General features: G+C 66.5%; 12 protein-coding genes. 9 read left to right on the top strand and 3 right to left on the bottom strand.

Going from position 1 to position 19,123, the window contains the following annotated elements:
• Window positions 1-74: 74 nt before the first annotated feature.
• The gene (locus Q9293_RS12450; protein WP_306246946.1) at window positions 75-2,156 is read right to left on the bottom strand and encodes a S46 family peptidase; all 2,082 of its coding nucleotides are present in this window, start codon (window positions 2,154-2,156) and stop codon (window positions 75-77) included.
• A gap of 201 nt (window positions 2,157-2,357) precedes the next feature.
• Between Q9293_RS12450 and Q9293_RS12455 the strand changes: the two genes are divergently transcribed.
• The 4 genes from Q9293_RS12455 (at window position 2,358) to Q9293_RS12470 (ending at window position 9,096) form a co-directional block, all read left to right on the top strand.
• Window positions 2,358-3,227, top strand: coding sequence for a transporter (locus Q9293_RS12455; RefSeq protein ID WP_306246947.1), 870 nt, complete (start codon window positions 2,358-2,360; stop codon window positions 3,225-3,227).
• Window positions 3,228-3,568: 341 nt separating this feature from the next.
• Entirely contained in the window at window positions 3,569-4,663 is a 1,095-nt protein-coding gene (locus tag Q9293_RS12460; protein ID WP_306246950.1) for an efflux RND transporter periplasmic adaptor subunit, read from the top strand.
• Window positions 4,664-4,667: 4 nt separating this feature from the next.
• Complete coding sequence (locus Q9293_RS12465; RefSeq protein ID WP_306246952.1) at window positions 4,668-7,982, top strand: efflux RND transporter permease subunit; 3,315 nt, start codon at window positions 4,668-4,670, stop codon at window positions 7,980-7,982.
• A gap of 4 nt (window positions 7,983-7,986) precedes the next feature.
• A complete protein-coding gene (locus Q9293_RS12470) occupies window positions 7,987-9,096 on the top strand; it encodes a TolC family protein (protein WP_306246954.1) in 1,110 nt (369 codons plus the stop codon).
• Here Q9293_RS12470 and Q9293_RS12475 read toward each other — a convergent pair.
• Window positions 9,093-10,205 carry a VIT1/CCC1 family protein gene (locus Q9293_RS12475; RefSeq protein ID WP_306246956.1) on the bottom strand — a complete coding sequence of 371 codons (1,113 nt, stop codon included), beginning with the start codon at window positions 10,203-10,205 and terminating at the stop codon, window positions 9,093-9,095. The genes Q9293_RS12470 and Q9293_RS12475 overlap by 4 nt on opposite strands.
• Before the next feature lie 268 nt (window positions 10,206-10,473).
• Window positions 10,474-12,852, bottom strand: coding sequence for a TonB-dependent receptor (locus Q9293_RS12480; protein WP_306246958.1), 2,379 nt, complete (start codon window positions 12,850-12,852; stop codon window positions 10,474-10,476).
• 161 nt (window positions 12,853-13,013) lie between these two features.
• On the opposite strand from Q9293_RS12480, the gene Q9293_RS12485 reads away from it, so the two are divergent.
• From Q9293_RS12485 to Q9293_RS12505, 5 genes are all read left to right on the top strand, one after another.
• Window positions 13,014-14,234: an efflux RND transporter periplasmic adaptor subunit gene (locus Q9293_RS12485; protein ID WP_306246960.1), complete on the top strand. Its 1,221-nt coding sequence runs from the start codon at window positions 13,014-13,016 to the stop codon at window positions 14,232-14,234.
• Between the two features lie 4 nt (window positions 14,235-14,238).
• A complete protein-coding gene (locus Q9293_RS12490; protein WP_306246962.1) occupies window positions 14,239-15,468 on the top strand; it encodes an ABC transporter permease in 1,230 nt (409 codons plus the stop codon).
• A gap of 8 nt (window positions 15,469-15,476) precedes the next feature.
• Entirely contained in the window at window positions 15,477-16,775 is a 1,299-nt protein-coding gene (locus tag Q9293_RS12495; protein WP_306246964.1) for an ABC transporter permease, read from the top strand.
• A gap of 98 nt (window positions 16,776-16,873) precedes the next feature.
• Window positions 16,874-17,692 carry a carbonic anhydrase gene (locus Q9293_RS12500; protein ID WP_306246966.1) on the top strand — a complete coding sequence of 273 codons (819 nt, stop codon included), beginning with the start codon at window positions 16,874-16,876 and terminating at the stop codon, window positions 17,690-17,692.
• A 17-nt stretch (window positions 17,693-17,709) separates the two neighbouring features.
• Window positions 17,710-19,122: a pyridoxal-dependent decarboxylase gene (locus Q9293_RS12505; protein WP_306246969.1), complete on the top strand. Its 1,413-nt coding sequence runs from the start codon at window positions 17,710-17,712 to the stop codon at window positions 19,120-19,122.
• The last annotated feature ends 1 nt before the right edge of the window (window position 19,123 follow it).

The raw sequence follows: 19,123 nt of genomic DNA on the forward strand, positions 1-19,123 counted from the left end.
ACCGATGACACAGATTGAATAAGGGCATTGAATCTGTGTGAATCTGCGGAATCTGTGGATGAAAATGCTTTGAACTACTTGCCCGTCAGCTCGGCGGCCAGGGCGGTGGCGCCATAGACCTTGTCGAGGGCGTGCACAATGGCGCGGGCATCCACGGAGACGCCGCGGTTCACGGCCTCGTCGTAGAAGTAGTTGCCGGGCAGGCTCTCGATGTTGCCATCGAAGATGAGGCCCACCAGTTCGCCCTTCTTGTCGACCACGGGCGAGCCGGAGTTGCCGCCGATGATGTCGACCTTGTGGACGAAGTTGAAGGGCAGGGAGGGATTCAGGTCGGCGCGCTTGTCCAGCCAGCGCTGGGGCAGGGTCCAGGCGCCGCCGTGGACCTTGGCCTCATTGCCGCCCCAGGCGTCGTAGCGGTCGAAGAGGCCGCCGAACGTGGTGAAGGGCTGGATGAGGGTGCCGTTGCCCTTGTACTCGGCCACGGGGCCGTAGGAGAGGCGCAGGGTGAAGGTGGCATCCGGATAGGTGTTCTTGCCGTAGACGGCGAAACGGGCCTTGGCGATGCGGGTGCCGTGCTCGGTGATGACGCTGGCCACCAGGTCTTCCTGCTTCTTGCGCAGTTCGCGGCTGATGGGATCCAGCTTCTTGGCGAGGAGAATCATGGGATCCGTGCTCTCGGCGATGGCCTTCTTGCCGCCAGCCAGCAGGGCCTTGCGGGCTTCGGGATCAGCCAGCTTGGAACCTTCCACGGCGGCCTTGGCCACCTCGGCGGGCGTCTTGCCACCCAGCATCGCCTTCACGAAACGGTGCTGCGGGCCCAGTTCCTTGGCGGCTTCTTCAAGCCCGCGGGTGAACAGGAAGACTTCCTGCTCCTGGTAGTAGGGGCTGGGGATGCCGATGCGGGCCTTGGCGGACTTCAGGTTGGCATCGCTGAACTCGGGCAGGCGCTTCTCGCTGGGCTTGGTTTCCTCATCGGCGATGCGCACCAGGGCCAGACCGTAGCCCAGCAGGGTGGAGCCAGCGGTGCCGACATTGAGGCTCTCCTTGGCCATGCCCTTCGCCACCGCAGTGGCCTGTTCGATCTTGGTCCAGCTCTGCCCCGCAGAGGCGGTCAGCTTGGGATCCTTGGCCACCTTGGCGCGGAGATCCTTCTCGGCCTCCGCGATGCGGGCCATGGCCTCCTTGTCCTTCAGGCCCGACCAGTAGCCAGTGGTGGCCTTGATGCTGTTCTCGATGCCGAAGATCTGCGTGTTGACCTGGCGAGCGCCCTCGGGCGAGGTCTTCGCATAGGCCACGAGGGCATCTTTGCGGCGCTCCATGGCCTTCAGGCGCATGGGGATGGCGAAGTCACGGGAGTAGATCATCTGGGCCAGGGTGTCCTGGCGGCTGGTGCGACCGGGGTGGCCGGTCACGAAGGTCAGATCACCGGCCTTCACGCCCGTCTGGGTCCAGTGCAGGAAATCCTTGGGCTGGTAGGGCTGGCCGTTCTCGTAGACGCGGAAGATGGAGAAATCCAGGTTGTGGCGGGGGAAGGTGAAGTTGTCGGGGTCGCCGCCGAAGAAGGCGATCTGCTGCTCGGGCGCGAAGACCAAACGCACATCGGTGTGCTTCTTGTAGCTGTAGATCCAGTTCTCGCCACCCTGGTAGAGGGTCACGTGTTCGCAGGTGAGGCCGCTCTTCTCCTGCATCTCCTTTTTGATCTTCTCGATCTCCGCCTCACGGGCCTTCAGGGCTTCCTTCTCAGGCAGGTTGGCCTTGACGGCCTTGGCCAGGCGCTCCGTGATGTTGTCCATGGCCATGAGGGTCATCACCTCGAGGCCCGGCACCTTGATCTCCTGCTCGCGGGTGGCGGCGGAGAAGCCGTTCTTCACGTAGTCGGCCTCCTTGCTGCTGACGCGCTGGATCCAGCCGCGGCCCACATGGTGGTTGGTGAGCACCAGGCCATCCTTGCTCACGAAGGAGCCGGAGCCGCCGGGGAAGCGCAGGGCGGACAGGCGGACGTGGTCCAGCCAGGCCTGATCAGGCGCCCAGCCATATTTTTCGGAGATCTTCTTCGTCGGCAGATTGTCGAAGGTCCACATCCCTTCCTCAGCTCGAAGGGAAGCGCCGACCAGGGACAAGGCCAGAAGGGAAAGGACGAGAGAACGCGACTTCATGGTGTCTCCTTACTAGGGGGTATGACGGAACATCGTATCACTAAGTATCGACTCCCCCTTTTCACGCACGGGGTCGCCTTTGTCAGAATCAAGCGGAAATCTCCAGGCACGATAAGCGATTGTGCGGGTCTTCGTCGCCAGCATTTCATGACCCAGTGATCAAGATCACTTGTTTACCCTGACATCTTGAATGGAGATCAAATGAGACTCAATATCATATTCATGACGAACCCACCCCCCTCTCCCCTCGCCCGCCTGCTGCCCGCCTTCCTCCTGGCCATGACCCTCGCCGCCCAGGAAAAGACCGCGGAAAAGAAGGAGGGCCCCATCCAGGACAACTCCTTCCTCGTGGAGGAGGCCTACAACCAGGAAGCAGGTGTGGTGCAGCACATCAGCACCTTCACGCGCTACCAGGAAACCAAGGACTGGCTCTACACCTTCACCCAGGAATGGCCCATCGGCGGCATCACCCATCAGCTGAGCTACACCCTGCCCTGGCAGCGCCTAGGCGCCTCCCTGGATGGCAAGCAGGCCTTCGGTGATGTGGCCCTCAACTACCGTTACCAGCTGCTGGGTGACGGCGATGCGAAGGTGGCTGTCGCGCCGCGTCTCTCGGTGCTGCTGCCCACCGGCGACGAAAAGAAGGGGTACGGGCGGGGTGCCACGGGCGTTCAGGTCATGCTTCCCGTGAGCTGGGTGCTGACGGACTCCCTGGTTTCCCACTGGAACATCGGTGCCACCCGCACGCCCAACGCCAAGAATACGGATGGAGAGAAGGCCACCACCCAGGATCTCGCCTTCGGCCAGAGCTTCATCTGGCTGGCGAACCCACGCTTCAACGTGATGCTGGAGTATGTCCACACGCGCAACCAGGCGGTGGTGGGCCCGGGTCGCACGGAACTGCAGACGGCCACCTACCTCAGCCCCGGCATCCGCTGGGCCTACAACTTCCCCAGCGGCCTCCAGATCGTGCCAGGCATCGCCGTTCCCATCGGCGTGGGGGCCAGCCGCGGCGAGAAGGCCATCTTCCTCTACCTGAGTTTCGAGCATCCCTTCCTCAAGGGGAAATAACCCTCAGACGCTGTCATCCGACCTTTCGAGAACCCGCGAGCCCCGCCCTTGGCGTGGGCTCGCGGTGTTTTCATAGAATCCTTTCCTGCGCCACCCCGGTGTGGCCTCAGGCAACCCGGAACCAAGGCCGAGGAGCGTTCCTACAAATTCTCACGGCACGGTTTAACTTTTGAACCAGCCGGGTCGAAGTGGCTATAAAGATCCATCCCATGTCCAAGGTTTTGTTCTTTCTTTGTGGACCGGCGATGACGGTCAGGGCCTGACAATCCTCAATCAGACGCATCCCGCATCCGCCACGCCCGAACCATGCGTAAGCGCAGCGCACCTGCGAAGGAGTGCCCATGAAAGCCATCGGCGTTTTGCTCCCCATCACCCTGATATTCCTGTCCGGGTGCGGAAAAACCGACTCCACCGCACCGGCGCCAGTCCCCGTCCAGGTGCGGCAACCGGCGGTGACGAACCAACCCGACAGTGTGAATGTGAGCGGTTCCCTGCTGCCCGAGAACGGCCTGGTGATGGTTTCCTTCCTGGTGCCCGGCCGGGTGCTCAGTGTGGCCCACCGGGAAGGCGATTTCGTGCGCAAGGGCGCGGTCCTGGCCGTGCTGGATTCCATCTCGCTCAAGGCCGCGGCCGATGCCGCGGCGGCCCAGGCGGCGGCGGCCCAGGTGGCCGCGGACCGGGCCGACGATGAGTGGCACCGCATGCAGCAGCTCTACGAATCCAGCAGCCTGGCGCCCAACGACTACCAGAAGTTCAAGGCGGGCCGCGAGGCCACGCAGGAGCAGCTGCGCCAGGCCCAGGCCGCGCAGGCCGCCGCCCGCAAGAACCTGACCGAGACCACCCTGGTGGCGCCTGTGGACGGCTACATCTCCCGCCGGCTCATCGAACCCGGAGCCATGGCCGGCGCGGGCCAGCCCGTCTTCGAGCTGGGCGCCCTGGATCGCCTCGAGGTCTCCGTGGGGGTGCCGGAGGCCGACATCCCCCAGGTGCGCGTGGGACAAAAGGCGCTCGTCCGCATTCCCACCCTGCCCGGCCGCTCCTTTGAAGGCGTGACGAAGGTGGTGGGCGTCTCCGCCGATCCCGGCACCCGCACCTACCTGGTGCGCGTGGGCGTGCCGAACCCCGAGCACGTGCTGCGCCTGGGCATGGTGGCTGAGGTGAGCATCCTGGGGGACAAGGCCCGCGAAGTGGTCACCATTCCCGTGGAGGCCGTGGTCCGCGACACCCGCGGCGTCACCCAGGTCTACCAGTACTTCCCCGACAAGAAGCGTGTCTTCGCCCGGCGCGTGGAGCTGGGGGCCACCTCCGGCACCGAGGTGACCGTCAAGTCCGGTCTGGCCAAGAGTGACTGGCTGGTGACCGCGGGCCAGGAGCGCCTGTGGGAGGGCGCCGCCGTGGAACCAGCCACCACGCCTGCTGCTGCCGGCCGGAGGTAGGCCCATGACCACGCCCATCAAGGCGGCCCTGCGCCATCCGGCCGTCACGATCATCCTCATCGCCATGGCCGTGGCGCTGGGCATCCACGCCTTCCGCAACATGCCGCGCATGGAGGATCCCAGCATCACCATCCGCACGGGCCTGGTCTTCGCCGCCTACCCGGGCGCCACGTCGGAGCAGGTGGAGCAGCAGGTCACCAAGACGCTGGAGGCCCACCTCTTCCGCTATCCGGAGATCCGCAAGGACAAGACCTTCTCCACCAGCCGCCCCGGCCTCTGCATCATCAACATGGAGCTGGAGGACAGCGTCAAGCAGGCCGATGTCTTCTGGGCCAAGCTGCGCCAGAACCTGGATCTGGCCAAGGCCACCGAGCTGCCCCGCGAAGTGATGGGGCCCATCATCAACTCCGACTTCGGCGACACCGTGGCCCTGCTCATCGCCATCCGGGGCCAGCGCTACGGCTACCGGGAACTCACCGATTACGTGGACCGCATCAAGGACGAGGTGCGGCAGGTGCGCGAGGTGGGCAAGCTGGCCACGTACGGCGGGCAGAACGAACAGATCCGCATCTCCGCCAGCCTGGACCGCCTCTCCCAGTACTTCGCCAACCCCATGGACACCATCCAGGCCCTGCAGCAGCGCAACATCATCCTGCGCTCCGGCAACCTGGAAGTGGGCGCCTCCAAGGTGCCCATGCGCACCACCGGCGCCTTCACCGCTGAGGAGGAGGTCCGCAAGGTGATGGTGGGCCTCTCCCGCACGGGCCAGCCGGTCTACATCCAGGACTTCGCCCAGGTGGAACGCTTGTACTCGGATCCCACCTTCCTGGTGCGCTACGACGGCGACCCATGCGTGCTGCTGGCCGTGGAGATGCAGAAGGGCAAGAACATCGTCCAGATGGGCGAGAAGCTCTCCGCCGTCTTCCAGCGCATGGAGCGCACCCTGCCGCCGGACCTCAAGATGGACTTCATCGCCAACCAGCCCCAGGTGGTGGAGGAGCGCATCTCCGGGCTCACCCACGAGTTCCTGCTGGCCATCGGCTCAGTGATCCTGGTGACCATCCTGCTGCTGCCCATCCGCGTGGCGCTCATCGCGGCCCTGGCCATCCCCATCACCATGCTGGCCACCCTGGGCGCCATGAATGGCCTGGGCGTGGAGCTGCACCAGGTCTCCATCGCGGCGCTCATCGTGGTGCTGGGCATCGTGGTGGACGATGCCATCGTCATCGCCGACAACTACATTGAGCTGCTCGACCACCAGGTGCCCCGGGCCGAGGCCGCCTGGCGCTGCGCCACGGAGGTGGTGGTGCCCGTCACCACCGCCACACTGACCATCATCTCGTCCTTTCTGCCCCTGCTGATCCTGGCGGGCAGCTCCGGCGAGTTCATCTTCGCCCTGCCCATCACCGTGGCCGTGGCGCTGGTGGTCTCCTTCTGCGTGGCCATCTTCCTCACGCCCCTGCTCTCCCACACCTTCATCAAGCAGGGCCTCCATGCGGAAGAAGGCCAGAAGGCCGGCGGCTTCGACATGCTGGGCCGCCTTCAGGCCGTCTACAACCGCGCCATCGCCCACTTCATGGCCCACCACAAGCAGGCCATCCTGCTCGGCGTCGCCGCCTTCCTGCTGGGCCTGGGCCTCATGAAGGTCATCCCGCAGCAGTTCTTCCCCGCGGCGGAGCGCGACCAGTTCGTGATTGACGTGTGGATGCCCGCGGGCACCCGCATCGCCAGCACAGACCAGGTCATGCGGCGCATCGAGGGCCACCTGGCCAAGGAGGGCCGCGTGGCCCACATGGCCAGCTTCGTGGGCCAGAGCGCCCCGCGCTTCTACTACAACGTGAACCCCCAGCAGCCCGATGAATCCTACGGCCAGTTCATCATCCAGTCCAAGTCCGCCAAGGCCACGCCTGGCCTCGTGGCGGATCTGCAGAAGGGCCTGGGCCAGCTGGTGCCCGAGGCCATGGTGCTGGTGAAGGAGCTGCAGCAGGGCTCCCAGCAGGAGGCGCCGGTGGAGGTGCGCATCTCGGGACCTGAGCTCGGTGAGCTGCGCCGCCTGGGCGACCAGGTGCAGGGCTTCATGCGCGAGGCCTCCTTCTCCCGCTTCATCCACACGGACGGCCGCAACGACTCCATGCTGCTGGACGTGGACGTGAACCAGGAGCTGGTGAACCGCCTGGGGCTCAGCAATGCGCTGGTGTCGGGCACCCTGGCAGGCGCCTTCGACGGCGCGCCCGTGAGCACCTTCTGGGAGGGCGACCGGGCCGTGGCCATCACCCTGCGCCTGGCCCCCGAGAACCGCAACAGCTTCGGCGATGTGAAGGACGCCTACATCACCTCGCCCCTGACGCGCACCAGCGCCCCGGTGCGCGCGGTGGCGACCCTGAAGCCCGAGTGGCAGAACAGCCGCATCGTCCACCGCAACGGCGTGCGCACCCTCACGGTGCGGGCCTTCACCGAGCGCGGCCACTACGGCTCGGAGCTGCTGCGCGCCATTGATCCCAAGGTCAAGGGTCTGCAGCTGCCCACGGGCTACCGCATCGCCTACGGCGGCGAGATCGCCAACCAGAACGAGACCTTCCCCCAGATGGTGCTGGCCCTCTGCATCAGCCTGGTGGGCATCTTCCTCATCCTGCTCATCCAGTTCCGCACCATCTCCGATCCGCTGGTGGTGATGTCCTCCATCCCCCTGGCCCTCTTCGGCGCCATGGCCGGGCTGCTGCTCACGGGCAACCCCTTCGGACTCACGGCCTTCATCGGCCTCATCAGCCTCTGCGGCATCGTGGTGCGCAACGGCATCATCCTCGTGGACTACATCAAGGAGAAGGTGGCCGAAGGGCACAGCCTGGAGCAGGCGGCCATGGAGGCCGGCGAGCGGCGCCTTCGCCCCATTTTCCTTACCACCATGGCCGCGGCCGTGGGCGTCACGCCCATGATCCTGTCGCGCTCGGCCATGTGGAGCCCCCTGGCCAGCGTCATCGCCGTGGGCCTCATCTTCTCCATGTTCTTCACGCTGCTGGTGGTGCCGGTGCTCTACGTGATGGTGGAATCCAAGGTGGAGCAGCGCCATCACGGCGGCGCCAATGCCACTTCCCAGGCCACCGGTCTGGCGCTGCTGCTGGCCTGCCTCGCCCTGCCCCTGCAGGCGCAGGAAACCCAGCCGCCCGCCCCCCGAAAGGTCACAGTGAATGAGGCCATCCAGCTGGCCCTGACCCAGAGTTCCGCCGTGAAGATCGCGCGGGCCGCTGTGCAGGAGAACCGCGCCAAGGTCACCGCCGCCACCGGCGACTACTTCCCGCAGTTGTCGCTGGACGCCACCTAACCTGGTGCTGGACAAACCGCAGGGCGTGACCTTCCCGGCGGGGAGCTTCGGCACCATCCCCGGCCTCGGCCCCTTCCCCACCCAGCCCATGACGATCAACCAGGGCTCGAACCACCTCACCCTGGCCAACGCCACCCTGGCCCAGCCCCTGACCCAGCTCTTCAAGGTGCGGCAGGGGGATCACGTGGCCACCTCCGATCACCAGGTCGCGGACGCGGAGCTGAAGAAGACCGAGGCCACCGTGGCCTTCGGCGTGCGGCAGCTCTGCTACGGCATCCTTGTGGCAAGCCGACAGTGCGAGGCGGGCAAGGCGGGCGTCGAGGCCTCAGAGCTGGCCCTGCGCGACAGCGAGAAGGCCCAACAGGCCGGGAACGTGCTCAGCGTGGTGGTCACCGGCGCCAAGGCCGCCTGGCTTCAGAGTCGGCAGAGCCTGCTGGCCGCCGAGAACCAGCTGGCGGACCTCCAAGGCGACCTGGTGGACCTCCTGGGCCTGCCCACGGGCACGCCGCTGGAGCTGGTCGACACCGAGACTTCCAGCCCCGAGCCGGAGCGGTCGGCTCTCCTTCAGGCCGCCCAGGCCCGCAACCCCGAGCTGCTGGCCGCCCGCCAGACCCTGGCCAAGGCCCAGGCAGGGCACCGTGCCGCCCAGCTGGACTACATCCCCAACATCGGCGCCTTCGCCCGCTACACCCAGCAGAGCGGTGTCCCCTTCATCGCCGACCACGGCTTCACCTACGGGCTGCAGGCCAGCTGGACCCTCTTCGACTGGGGCAAGCGCCGGGGGCTGGTGGGCCAGCGCTCCGCCCAGGTGCTCCAGGCCGAAGAGAACCTGCGCCGCCTGGAGAACAAGGTGGCCCTCGACGTCGAGAAGGGCCTCCGCAAACTGGGCCAGGCCAAACTGACGGAGGAGATGGCCCAGGAAGCCCTGGCGCTCCGCACCGAGTCGGATCGCCTGGCGGCCAACCAGCTCAAGGCGGGGGTCATCGCCCCCGCCAAGCGCGCCGAGGCCGTCGCCGCCGCCCGCAAGGCCGAGGCCGACCACCTGCAGGCCCGCCTGGGCGTGCGGCTGGCCCTGGCGGAGCTGGACCGGCTCTCAGGCAAGGCCCTGCCCTAGCTCAGCTGGGCCCCGAACAATCGGCCCAACCCGAAGGTCGCCGCGGCGCAGGCCCCGGCCGTCAACAGCTGCCGCAGGGCCGAGAAGGAGGCCGACCGCCCGTTGAACAGCGAGGTCACCATGCCCACCAGCAGCAGGGCCAGGGCGCTCAGCAGCACGCTGCCGACCATGGCGACGCGCCCCTGCAAGAACAGGAAGGGCAGCAGGGGCATGAGGGCGCCCAGGGCGAAGAGCACGAAGGAGGTCGCCGCCGCCCGCCAGGGATTGCCGCCCAGCTCCTTCGGATCGAGGCCCAGCTCCTCCCGGGCCAGGGCATCCAGGGCGGTGGCCGGGTCCGCCATGAGGTGGCCCGCCACGCGCTCGGCATCCTCCTGGGACATGCCCTTGGCGCGGTAGATGAGCACCAGCTCCTGCTGCTCGGCTTCGGGCGTCTCCTCCAGCTCCTGGGCCTCCCGGGCCAGCTGCGAGCCAGCCAACTCACGGGCGTTGGTCACTGACAGCCACTCGCCCAGGGCCATCGACATGGCCCCCGCCAGCAGGCCCGCCACACCCGTGAGCAGCACCGTCCGGGGCTCGGCGCCCGCGCCGGCCACGCCCAGGATGAGGCAGAGGTTGGACACCAGCCCATCGTTGGCCCCTAGGACGGCCGCGCGCAGATCATTGCCGCTGGCCACGCCCTGGTGCCAGGGCTCGGCCTCGGCGATGGTGGGGCCGCCCACAGGACCCCGGGCGATGGCCTGCACGATGGCGGCGTGCCCGCGTTCCTCGCCTGACAGGGCCGCAGCATCCGCCTGTCCGGCGTACTTGTTGCGATCCGCGAACTCGGCGGCGGCCACGGTGGTGATGACGAAGCCCGGTCCGAACCAGCGGATGAGGCGGCGCATGAGGCGGGTCTTCAGCTCCGGCCGAAAGCGCGGCGCGGGCACGCCTGCAGCCTCGAGCTTGGCCAGCCAGACCTTCGCGTGGCGGCGCTCGGACTCCGCCAGCTGGCGGAAGATGTCCTTGCGGGTGGGCTCGGGCTCCGCCTGGGACAGGGCGTCATAGATGGCCGCGCCGTTCATCTCGTCCCGCCAGTTGTCCAGGTGGCGCTGGGTCTTGGCGTGGGTCATGGCGGCTCCGGGTGCGAGGGGGACGGTTCTGTCCATACTGCCCGGTCTCTGGCGGGCTCACCCGCTGCATGTCTGCGAAAACCATCCGGAAAAGCCGGGCCCCGCCAACCCTGGCCGAGATCTCCCTCAAACGCCAGCTGACCTTTTCACCGGCCATCACTGTTGGATGCTTGCTTCTGATGAGATGTCCCGCACCGCCTCAGATCTCGCCCGCATCGCCGAGCAGCTCTCTTCGCTCATGAGGCAGTTCAAGATCTGAACGCCCGCTTCAGAAAGTCCATTTCACCCGGGCGGCCAGGGTGCGCGGAGGAATCACGTGCGTCCCGCCGAAGGTGCTGAGGAAGTTGTAGAGCCCCTTTTCGTCGGTGGCATTGAGGAGATCGACCCCCACCGTGAGTCGCTTGCCGGTGGCCAGCTTCCAAGCCTGGCTCAGGCTCAGATCCCAGGTGGTCCTGGGCTTGATGCGCCAAGTGCCTTCGGAATCCTGATGCACGTAGGCGGCGCCGAAGGCGTAGTCGGGGTTGCCCCTGACCTCGCCCGGATCGCTGGCAACCAGGCCCGAATCGTAGCGACCGATCACCTGGGCCGTGAAGCCTTCGTGCTCGTAGGCGATGCCCACCTGGACGCTGAGCTTTTGATCGTGATCGATGAGGAAACGCTCCCCCGGCGCGGCCTCAGGCGCCTCCAGCTGCAGGCCGCCGACGAGCGGCGCCTGGAAGATGGCGCGGGTCTTCCCCAGGCTTGCGTAGCCCGACCATCCGTTCACGGGCACCAGGTCCACCCGCAGGTTCATGCCCCGGAAGAGGCCGCGGTCCGCGCCCACTGGGAACAGCACACCGGTGTTGAGGAATTGGGCATTGTCACCGGCATTCCGGCTGTGTTTCTCCCAGTACTCCACCATCACCCGCCCGGCCCTGCCGAGCTGCTGCTCCACGCCGTAGCTGAAGGAATCCTGGTGTTCCGGGCGCAGGGGCTGGCGGGGCGTGCCCGCCTGGGGGCCCAGGTCCCAGGCCTGCTGCGAAAGCGAGAGCGCGAGGTTCTCGTGCTCCCGGAGGATCATGAGCCGGTCGTAGCTGGCGCGCAGGACGGTTCCCGTGGCATCCACCCGGTAGCTGAGCCCGATCCGGGGCTGCAGCTGGTTGTCCGAGATCTCGGCCACGGTGTAGGCGTCGTGGCGCAGCCCCAGGGCGAGGAAGAAGGCACCCAGGTGGATGTCATTCTGCACGAAGGCCGACGTGAGGGTGGGACGCAGACCCGCATCGAAGTGGAAGATGTGGCCCCCGCCCGAAGGGGTGTAAGGATGCATGCGATCCGTCGGATCGGGGAAGACCGTGTCATCGGTGATCGCAAAATCAAAGCGCTCCTGCAGCGGGAAGGCGATGTGCTGGACACCGACCTTCAACAGGTTTTCCTTGCCCCAGCGTTGGGTAAAGGAGGCCATCAGCCCCAGGTTGTCCAGGCTGCGATCCTGCCGGGCCCAGTAGGGGAAATCGGGATGTCCGGAATCGGTGAACCCTTCTGCCAGGGCCGTCGTGGGCTTCAGCTCCGCCCGCGAGGTCCGGTAGAACAGTGAAGCATCCAGGCTCTGAGCCGCACTGAAGAGGTGCGTCCAGGCGAGGCTGGCATTCGCATCCGAGGTGCTGGCCCGCTGATCCTGTCCCTGGGCCTGCTGAGAGGTCAGGTTCGCCACCTGCCGGTCGGTACGACCACCGGACACCGAGAAGCGAAGCGTGTCCGCGCTTCCAAGGATCCAGTCGAAGCGGGAGAAGGCCCGGCCCGTCTTCCCGTGGTTGTGCAGGTTCTCGAAGTTGACAGGATCCAGGAAGCGGTCGCTCTCGCTGGCCGCGCCGCTCACGAACCAGCCGAACGAGGCAGACCCGCCACGGGCATTGAACCCAGCCTCGAAGGTCTGGAACCGGGCGGCCCCGAAGGAGGCCTCCCCTTCAAAACCGTTGGCCGCGCCAAGACCGGACTTCGTGGTGAGGTTCACCACCACCACCGGCTTGCCGCCGTACTCGGCGGAGATGCCGCCGGTGATGACCTCCATGCTCTCCACCTGGGAGGGGTCCATGCTGTTGCTGAAGGTGGCGTGCATCTGGTCCGACACCGGAATGCCATCCACCACGTAGGTCATCTGGCCATGGCTGCCCCGGAAATGGAAACGGCCATTCTCATCGGCGATGAAACCGGGCGTGGCCAGGAGAATGCTTTCCATCGCCCGGCTCTGGACCGCCGCAGGGGTGCGCTCGATGGCGCTCTTGTCGATGTCCAGGTGGGTGGAGGGGTGATCCTCCACCAACCGGAGATTCTCCTCCACGGCCACCACGGCGCCCTCGGGTTTGAGCGCAACGGCCACCACCAGGGGCAGCTGGCTGTGGACGTCCACGTCGAGGTGACCCGGCAACAGGCCCGCGGCCCTGGTGTCCAGGTGATAGGTGTTGAAGGGCACATTCTGAAAGGTGAAGCCCCCTTTGGCATCGCTCCGGACCCGCTGCCGGTAGCCAGACACGGGATTCGACAGGATGAGGGTGGCGCCGCCCACCGGCCGCCCCTGATCATCGGCCACCTGGCCTGAAACCACCCCGCTGCTCGCGGAGGCCGCCATGGCGGAACCCGCAGCCAGCGTGCAAACCAGGGATGTGCGCATCAAGGATCGAAGCATCGGAATCACCACCAGATGAAATCATTTTCTATTAGCGCGTGAACGTCAATGAAAATTATTTCCATTTACGATCTCGACGTTCACTAAACCACTTGCTCTGCCGGGCGAAGCATATGCATCTTTAGCCCCTTGGGGAGGCCTTTGACATGAAGCGCAAGCAACTATGGATTCTGGGCGGTGGTCTGGCCGTGGTCCTCATTGGCGGACTGAGTGTCGCCGGCATGCAGGACAAGGGCCAGGCGGTGCAGATCGCCACTGTCGGGCGGGAGAGCCTCCAATCGAAGGTGAGCGCCAACGGCAAGGTGCAGGCGGTCACCAAAGCCGACATCTCCGCCAACGTCATGGGCCAGGTCACGCGGCTGGCGGTCAAGGAGGGCGACCGGGTCAGCAAGGGCCAGTTCCTGATGGAAATCGATCCCCGCAGCGCGCGGGCCAACGCCGATGCCATGCAGGCGAGCCTCCAGGCCGCGCAGTCCGATCTCACCTCCGCCACGGCGAACCTGGCCCAGGCCAAGGCGGATTTCGAGCGCGCCAAGGCCAACCGTGCGGCGGGCATCATCGCCGCGGCGGATTTCGAGCGCGCCAAGACCGCCTATGACACGGCGCAGGCCGCGCAGGAGACCTCCCGCCGCCGGGCCGACCAGGCCAAGGCCACCTTGGCCCAGTCCCATGTGGGCCTGGGATACGCCACCATTTCCGCGCCCATGGATGGCGTCGTCACCGCCCGCCGCATCGAGCTGGGCGAGACGGCGGTTCCCGGCATCCAGAACCAGGCGGGCACGGTGCTTGTCACCATCTCCGACATGAGCAAAGTGGAAGCCGAGATGGAAGTGGACGAAGCCTCCATCCCCACCGTGAAGCTGGCCCAAAAGGCCCAGGTGCGCATCGACGCCTATCCCAATCAGACCTTCGATGGCGAAGTCACCGAGGTGGGCGGCAGCCCCATCCTGAAGGCCAATGCGAATGAGGCCATCAAATTCAAGGTGAAGGTCTGGATCAAGAACCCGCCGCTCACCATCAAGCCCGGCCTCTCGGCCCAGGCGGACATTTTCACCGGCAGCCGCGATCAGGTGCTCGCCATTCCCATCCAGTCCCTGGTCACCCGCGAGATCAAGGCCAAGCCCGGCGAGACCCTCAAGCCCGGCGCGCCCCGGGATGAGGAAGGCGTGTGGCTCTTCGACAACGGGAAAGCCAAGTTTGTGCCCGTGAAGACTGGCCTGCTGGGCGATCTGAATGTGGAAGTGCTGGATGGCCTGAAGGGCGGTGAAACCGTGATCACGGGCCCCTTCCGCATCCTGCGCGACCTCAAGGGCGGCGAGCTGGTGCGGGAAGACAAGAGCAAGAAGAAGGACGAGAAGAAGGGCTAGCCCCATGAACTATCAAGAGCTGTTCCGGGTGGCCCTGCGGGCCATCCGGGCCCACAAGCTGCGCAGCTTCCTCACGCTGCTGGGCATCATCATCGGGGTGACGACCATCGTGGGCGTGGTGGGCATCATCACGGGTCTGAACCGCTACGTCCAGGAGAAGGTCATCGTCCTCGCGCCGGACATGTACGTGGTCACGCGCTTCGGCATCATCCGCAGCCGCGAGGAATTCCTGCAAGCCGTGAAGCGCCCTCAGCTCACCTGGGAGGAGTACCAGCGCATCAGCAGCGGCGTGCTCAGCCACGCCCAGCTGACGGCCACCCGCTCCTTCAAGACCCTGCCCGTCAGTTACGGCACCCACCGCTTGGCGGATACCTTCGTCGTGGGCAGCACCGCCAACTTCCCGCGCATCCTGAACCTGGATACCGGCGGCAACGGCCGCTTCTTCACCGAGGGCGAGGACGAGTCGGCTCAGAACGTGGCCGTCATCGGCGCTGACATCAAGGAAGAGCTCTTCCCCAGCCAGGATCCCATCGGCCGCACCATTCTCGTCCGCGGCCAGCCCTTCCGGGTCATCGGCCACATGCTCAAGGAGGGCAAGGGTCTCGGCATCAACCGTGACCAGCTCGTGGTCATCCCCTTCCAGGTCTACCGCAAGAACTTCTTCGCCCCCAACGACCCCCTCGACTACTTCATCAAGGCCCGGGGCGGCGTGGAGGGCCTGAGCGACTCCATCGACGAGACCCGCGCCTTCCTCCGCGCCCTGCGCCACACCTCCTGGCGCGATCCCGACCCGGTGGGCTTCCTGACTCAGGACCAGTTGCAAGAACTCTGGCGCCAGATCAGCACGGCCACCTTTGTGCTGCTCACCCTCATCGCTTCGGTGTCCCTGGGCGTGGGCGGCATCGTCATCATGAACATCATGCTGGTGAGCGTGGCCGAGCGCACCCAAGAGATCGGCCTGCGCATGGCCATGGGCGCCTTCAAGCGCGACATTCGGCGGCAGTTCCTCCTCGAAGCGGCCCTGCTCTCCATGGCCGGCGGCATCATCGGGGTTCTGCTCGGCGGCAGCATCGCCCTGCTGGTGAAGGCCGCCACAGGCTTTCCGGCCCAGATCACCGTGGGCATCGTCTTCATGGGTGTGGGCCTCTCCACCGCGGTGGGGCTTCTGGCCGGATTCCTGCCTGCCAGGCGGGCGGCCAACCTGCCTGTCATTGATGCCCTCCGGGCGGAATAGGAGCTGACATGGCCTCGGCCCAAACCCGCTCCGCCCTGCGCAACATCGGCATCGAGAATGTCCGGTTCGCCTTCCGGTCCATCAAGGTGCAGCGGTTGCGCAGTTTCCTGACCCTGCTGGGCATCGTGTCCGGTGTGGCCACGGTCATCGCCATGGTGAGCTTCGTGGCCGGCTTCAACGATGCCATCACCGGCGCCTTCTCCAGCTTCGGCACCACCCTGGTGCAGTACCAGAAATACGAGCCCCGCTTCGGCGGCGGCCCCACGGGACCGCCCGAAGAGCAGCGCAAGCGCCGTGATCTCACCTGGGAGGATGCCCAGGCCCTCAAGCGGTTCAACACCCTGGCCATGGCCGTGAGCCCCGAGCGGTACCTGAACCTGCCCGCCCTCGCGGCCTCCGCCACCTTCAAGAACATCAAGGGGAAGGAGGCCAACGGTCCCACCCTGGCTGGCGTGGTGCCTGACTACGCACCCGCCAACAATGCGGCGATCGCCGACGGGCGCTTCTTCGTGGATGCTGACATCTCCCACGCCGCGCGGACCACCGTCATCGGCCCGGATGTGGCCGAGGCCCTTTGGTTCCACCGCGATCCCATCAACCAGGAGCTGCTCATCAACGGCGTGGCTTTCAGAGTGGTGGGCCTCCTGGAGAAGCGCGGCTCCTTCCTCGGCGGCAGCGCCGACAACATCGTGCTCATCCCCTTCAGCACCTTCGACGAGATGTTCCCGGATGTGAAGAACAGCAATGGCGACACCATCCACATCGCCACCGTGCCCCGTAACCCCAACGAGATGCAGGCCATGACCGACCAGGGCGTCACCATCCTGCGCGGACGCCGCGGCCTGAAGGCGAAGGATCCCAATGATTTCGCCATCTTCACCAGCGAGGGCCAGATGGAGACGTTCCGTGCCATCACCGGCGGCATCGCCGGGGCCATGATCCTCATCGCCAGCATCGCGCTGCTGGTGGGCGGCGTGGGCGTCATGAACATCATGCTGGTGAGCGTCACCGAACGCACCCGCGAGATCGGCGTGCGCAAGGCCCTGGGCGCCACCCGCAAGGACATCGCCATGCAGTTCCTGGTGGAGGCCGTCACCCTCACGGGCGTGGGCGGCGCCATCGGCATCGCCACGGGCCTGGGCATCGCCATGCTGGTGCGCCTGGCCTTCGATTTCCCCGCCGCGGCGCCGCTCTGGAGCATCGTCCTCGGCTTCGGCGTCAGCACGGCCGTGGGGCTGATCTTCGGGCTGTGGCCCGCCATGAAGGCCGCAAAGCAGGATCCCATCGAGGCCCTTCGCTACGAATAACCATCATCCAGGATCCAGGGCCGACATGCGGGAGGTGACCAGATTCAGCTCCCGCGCCGGGGCACCCGATCTGTTGGACAGTCCATGCCGGAGCGTCCATGCGCGTACTGCCCCTTCTTGCCCTGACCGCAGCCCTGTCCCTCCAAGGTCAGGAACACGAGCCCGCCGCAGCCACCAAGGCGAAGCCCAAGGCCAAGCCGGAGGCCCACGCCGCAGCACCCGCCGGCCAGGTTGCCACCCCGGCGGCCCATGGCCCCGCACCCTCAGCCGACACCCCGGATAGCCCCAGCGCGGCGCTTACGGAGCTGGCCACGGGCAATGCCCGTTTCGTGGCAGGCAAGCGTGTCCGCACCCTCGATACGGGGCACGATGTGGCCATGCGCGCGGCCCTGGTGGGTGGCCAGTCGCCCTTCGCCATCGTCATCACCTGCTCAGACAGCCGCGTACCGGACGCGCTGGTGTTCGATCAGGAGGCCGGGCGCCTCTTCACCATCCGCGAAGCGGGCAACGCGCCGGATCTTCAGGGCATCGCCTCCGCCGAGTACGCCGCCGACCACCTGGGCTCGAAGCTCATCGTCGTCATGGGCCACACCAGCTGCGGCGCCGTGAAAGCCATCCGTGAAGCCAACGGCAAACCCTTGCCGGGCAACCTCTGGGCCCTCCAGGCGGGCATGTCGGGCCTGCTGGAAAGCACACCTCACGATCCCAACGAGGAAGCCAAGGCCCACCTGAGCCGCCTGGAAGAGGCCAACGCCAAGCGGCAGGCCCAGGCCATCCTGGACCGCTCCTCCCTGCTGCATGAGAAGGTCGCCGCTGAGCAGCTTTGGGTGGTACCCGCCCTCTATCATCTGGACACCGGCAAGGTGCAGTTCTTCAAGCCGCTTTCCCTGGCTCCGGCTGCGTCGGCCCACCACTGATCTGCCACACTGGGGGCATGGACGCCCAAGAATTCCGCCGCCTCGGTTACCAGCTCGTGGATTGGATCGCGGACTACCGCGAGGGGTTGGAGCGCCTGCCCGTCATGAGCCGGGTGCAGCCCGGAGACATCCGGGCGGCCTTCCCGGACCATCCGCCGCTCAAGGGCGGCCGCATGGATGCCGCCCTGGCGGCCCTGGAACGGGACGTGATGCCGGGCATCACCCACTGGAACCATCCCTCCTTCTTCGCCTACTTCCCCAGCAACACCAGCTACGCCTCGATCCTCGGGGATCTGGCGGCCTCAGGCATCGGCGCCCAGGGCATGAGCTGGCAGACCAGCCCCGCCGCCACCGAAGTCGAAGAAGTGGTCATGGATTGGCTGCGGCAGATGGTGGGCCTCAGCCCCGCGTTCACGGGCGTCATCCACGACACCGCCAGCACCGCCACCTTCACGGCCCTGCTCTGCGCCCGGGAGAAAGCCTCCGGCTACGCCCAGAACGAGGAGGGGCTCCAGAGCGGCGAGGCGCCCCTGGTGGTCTACGCCTCGGACCAGGGGCATAGCTCCATCGAGAAGGCCGCGCTGCTGGCGGGCTTCGGCCGCAGCTTCCTGCGCCTCATTCCCACCGATGAGAACCACGCCATCCGCCTGGACCTGCTGAAGGCGGCTATCGAGAAGGATCTCGAGATCGGCCTGCGTCCTTGCGCGCTGGTGGCTGCGGTGGGCACCACCGGCACCACGGCCGTGGATCCCGTCGCGGCCATGGCCGACCTTGCCGAACAGCACGGTCTCTGGCTCCACGTCGATGCGGCCCTGGCGGGCACGGCCATGGTACTGCCCGAGTGCCGCTGGATGTGGGAGGGCGTGGAGCGGGCCGACAGCCTGATCTTCAACCCCCATAAATGGATGGGCGTAGGCTTCGATTTCAGCGCCTACTACGTGCGCGATCCCCAACACCTCATCCGCGTCATGAGCACCAACCCCAGCTACCTGCGCACGGCGCAGGATGGTCAGGTGAGCAACTTCCGCGACTGGCACATCCAGCTGGGCCGCCGCTTTCGGGCCCTCAAGCTGTGGTTCTACCTCATGGACGTGGGCGTGGAGGGCCTGCAGGCGCGCCTGCGCCGCGACCTGGAGAACGCCCAGTGGCTGAAGGCCCAGGTGGACGGAGCTTCGGATTGGGAACGGCTGGCGCCCGTGCCCCTGCAGACCGTGTGCATCCGGCACCTGAAGCCCGGCCTGGATGAAGCGGCCCTCGCCGCCCACAACCTGGAGCTGGCCCGCCGTTTGAACGACAGCGGCAAGGCCTACCTGACGCCTTCGATGCTCAAGGGCAAGCAGATGCTGCGCGTGAGCATCGGCGCTGAAACCACCGAACGGTCGCATGTGCAGGCCCTGTGGGAAGCTCTGAACGCAGCAGCCCAGGCCTGAT

Origin of the sequence: Geothrix sp. PMB-07, from assembly GCF_030758935.1 — a bacterium.
Taxonomy (GTDB): Bacteria; Acidobacteriota; Holophagae; order Holophagales; family Holophagaceae; genus Geothrix.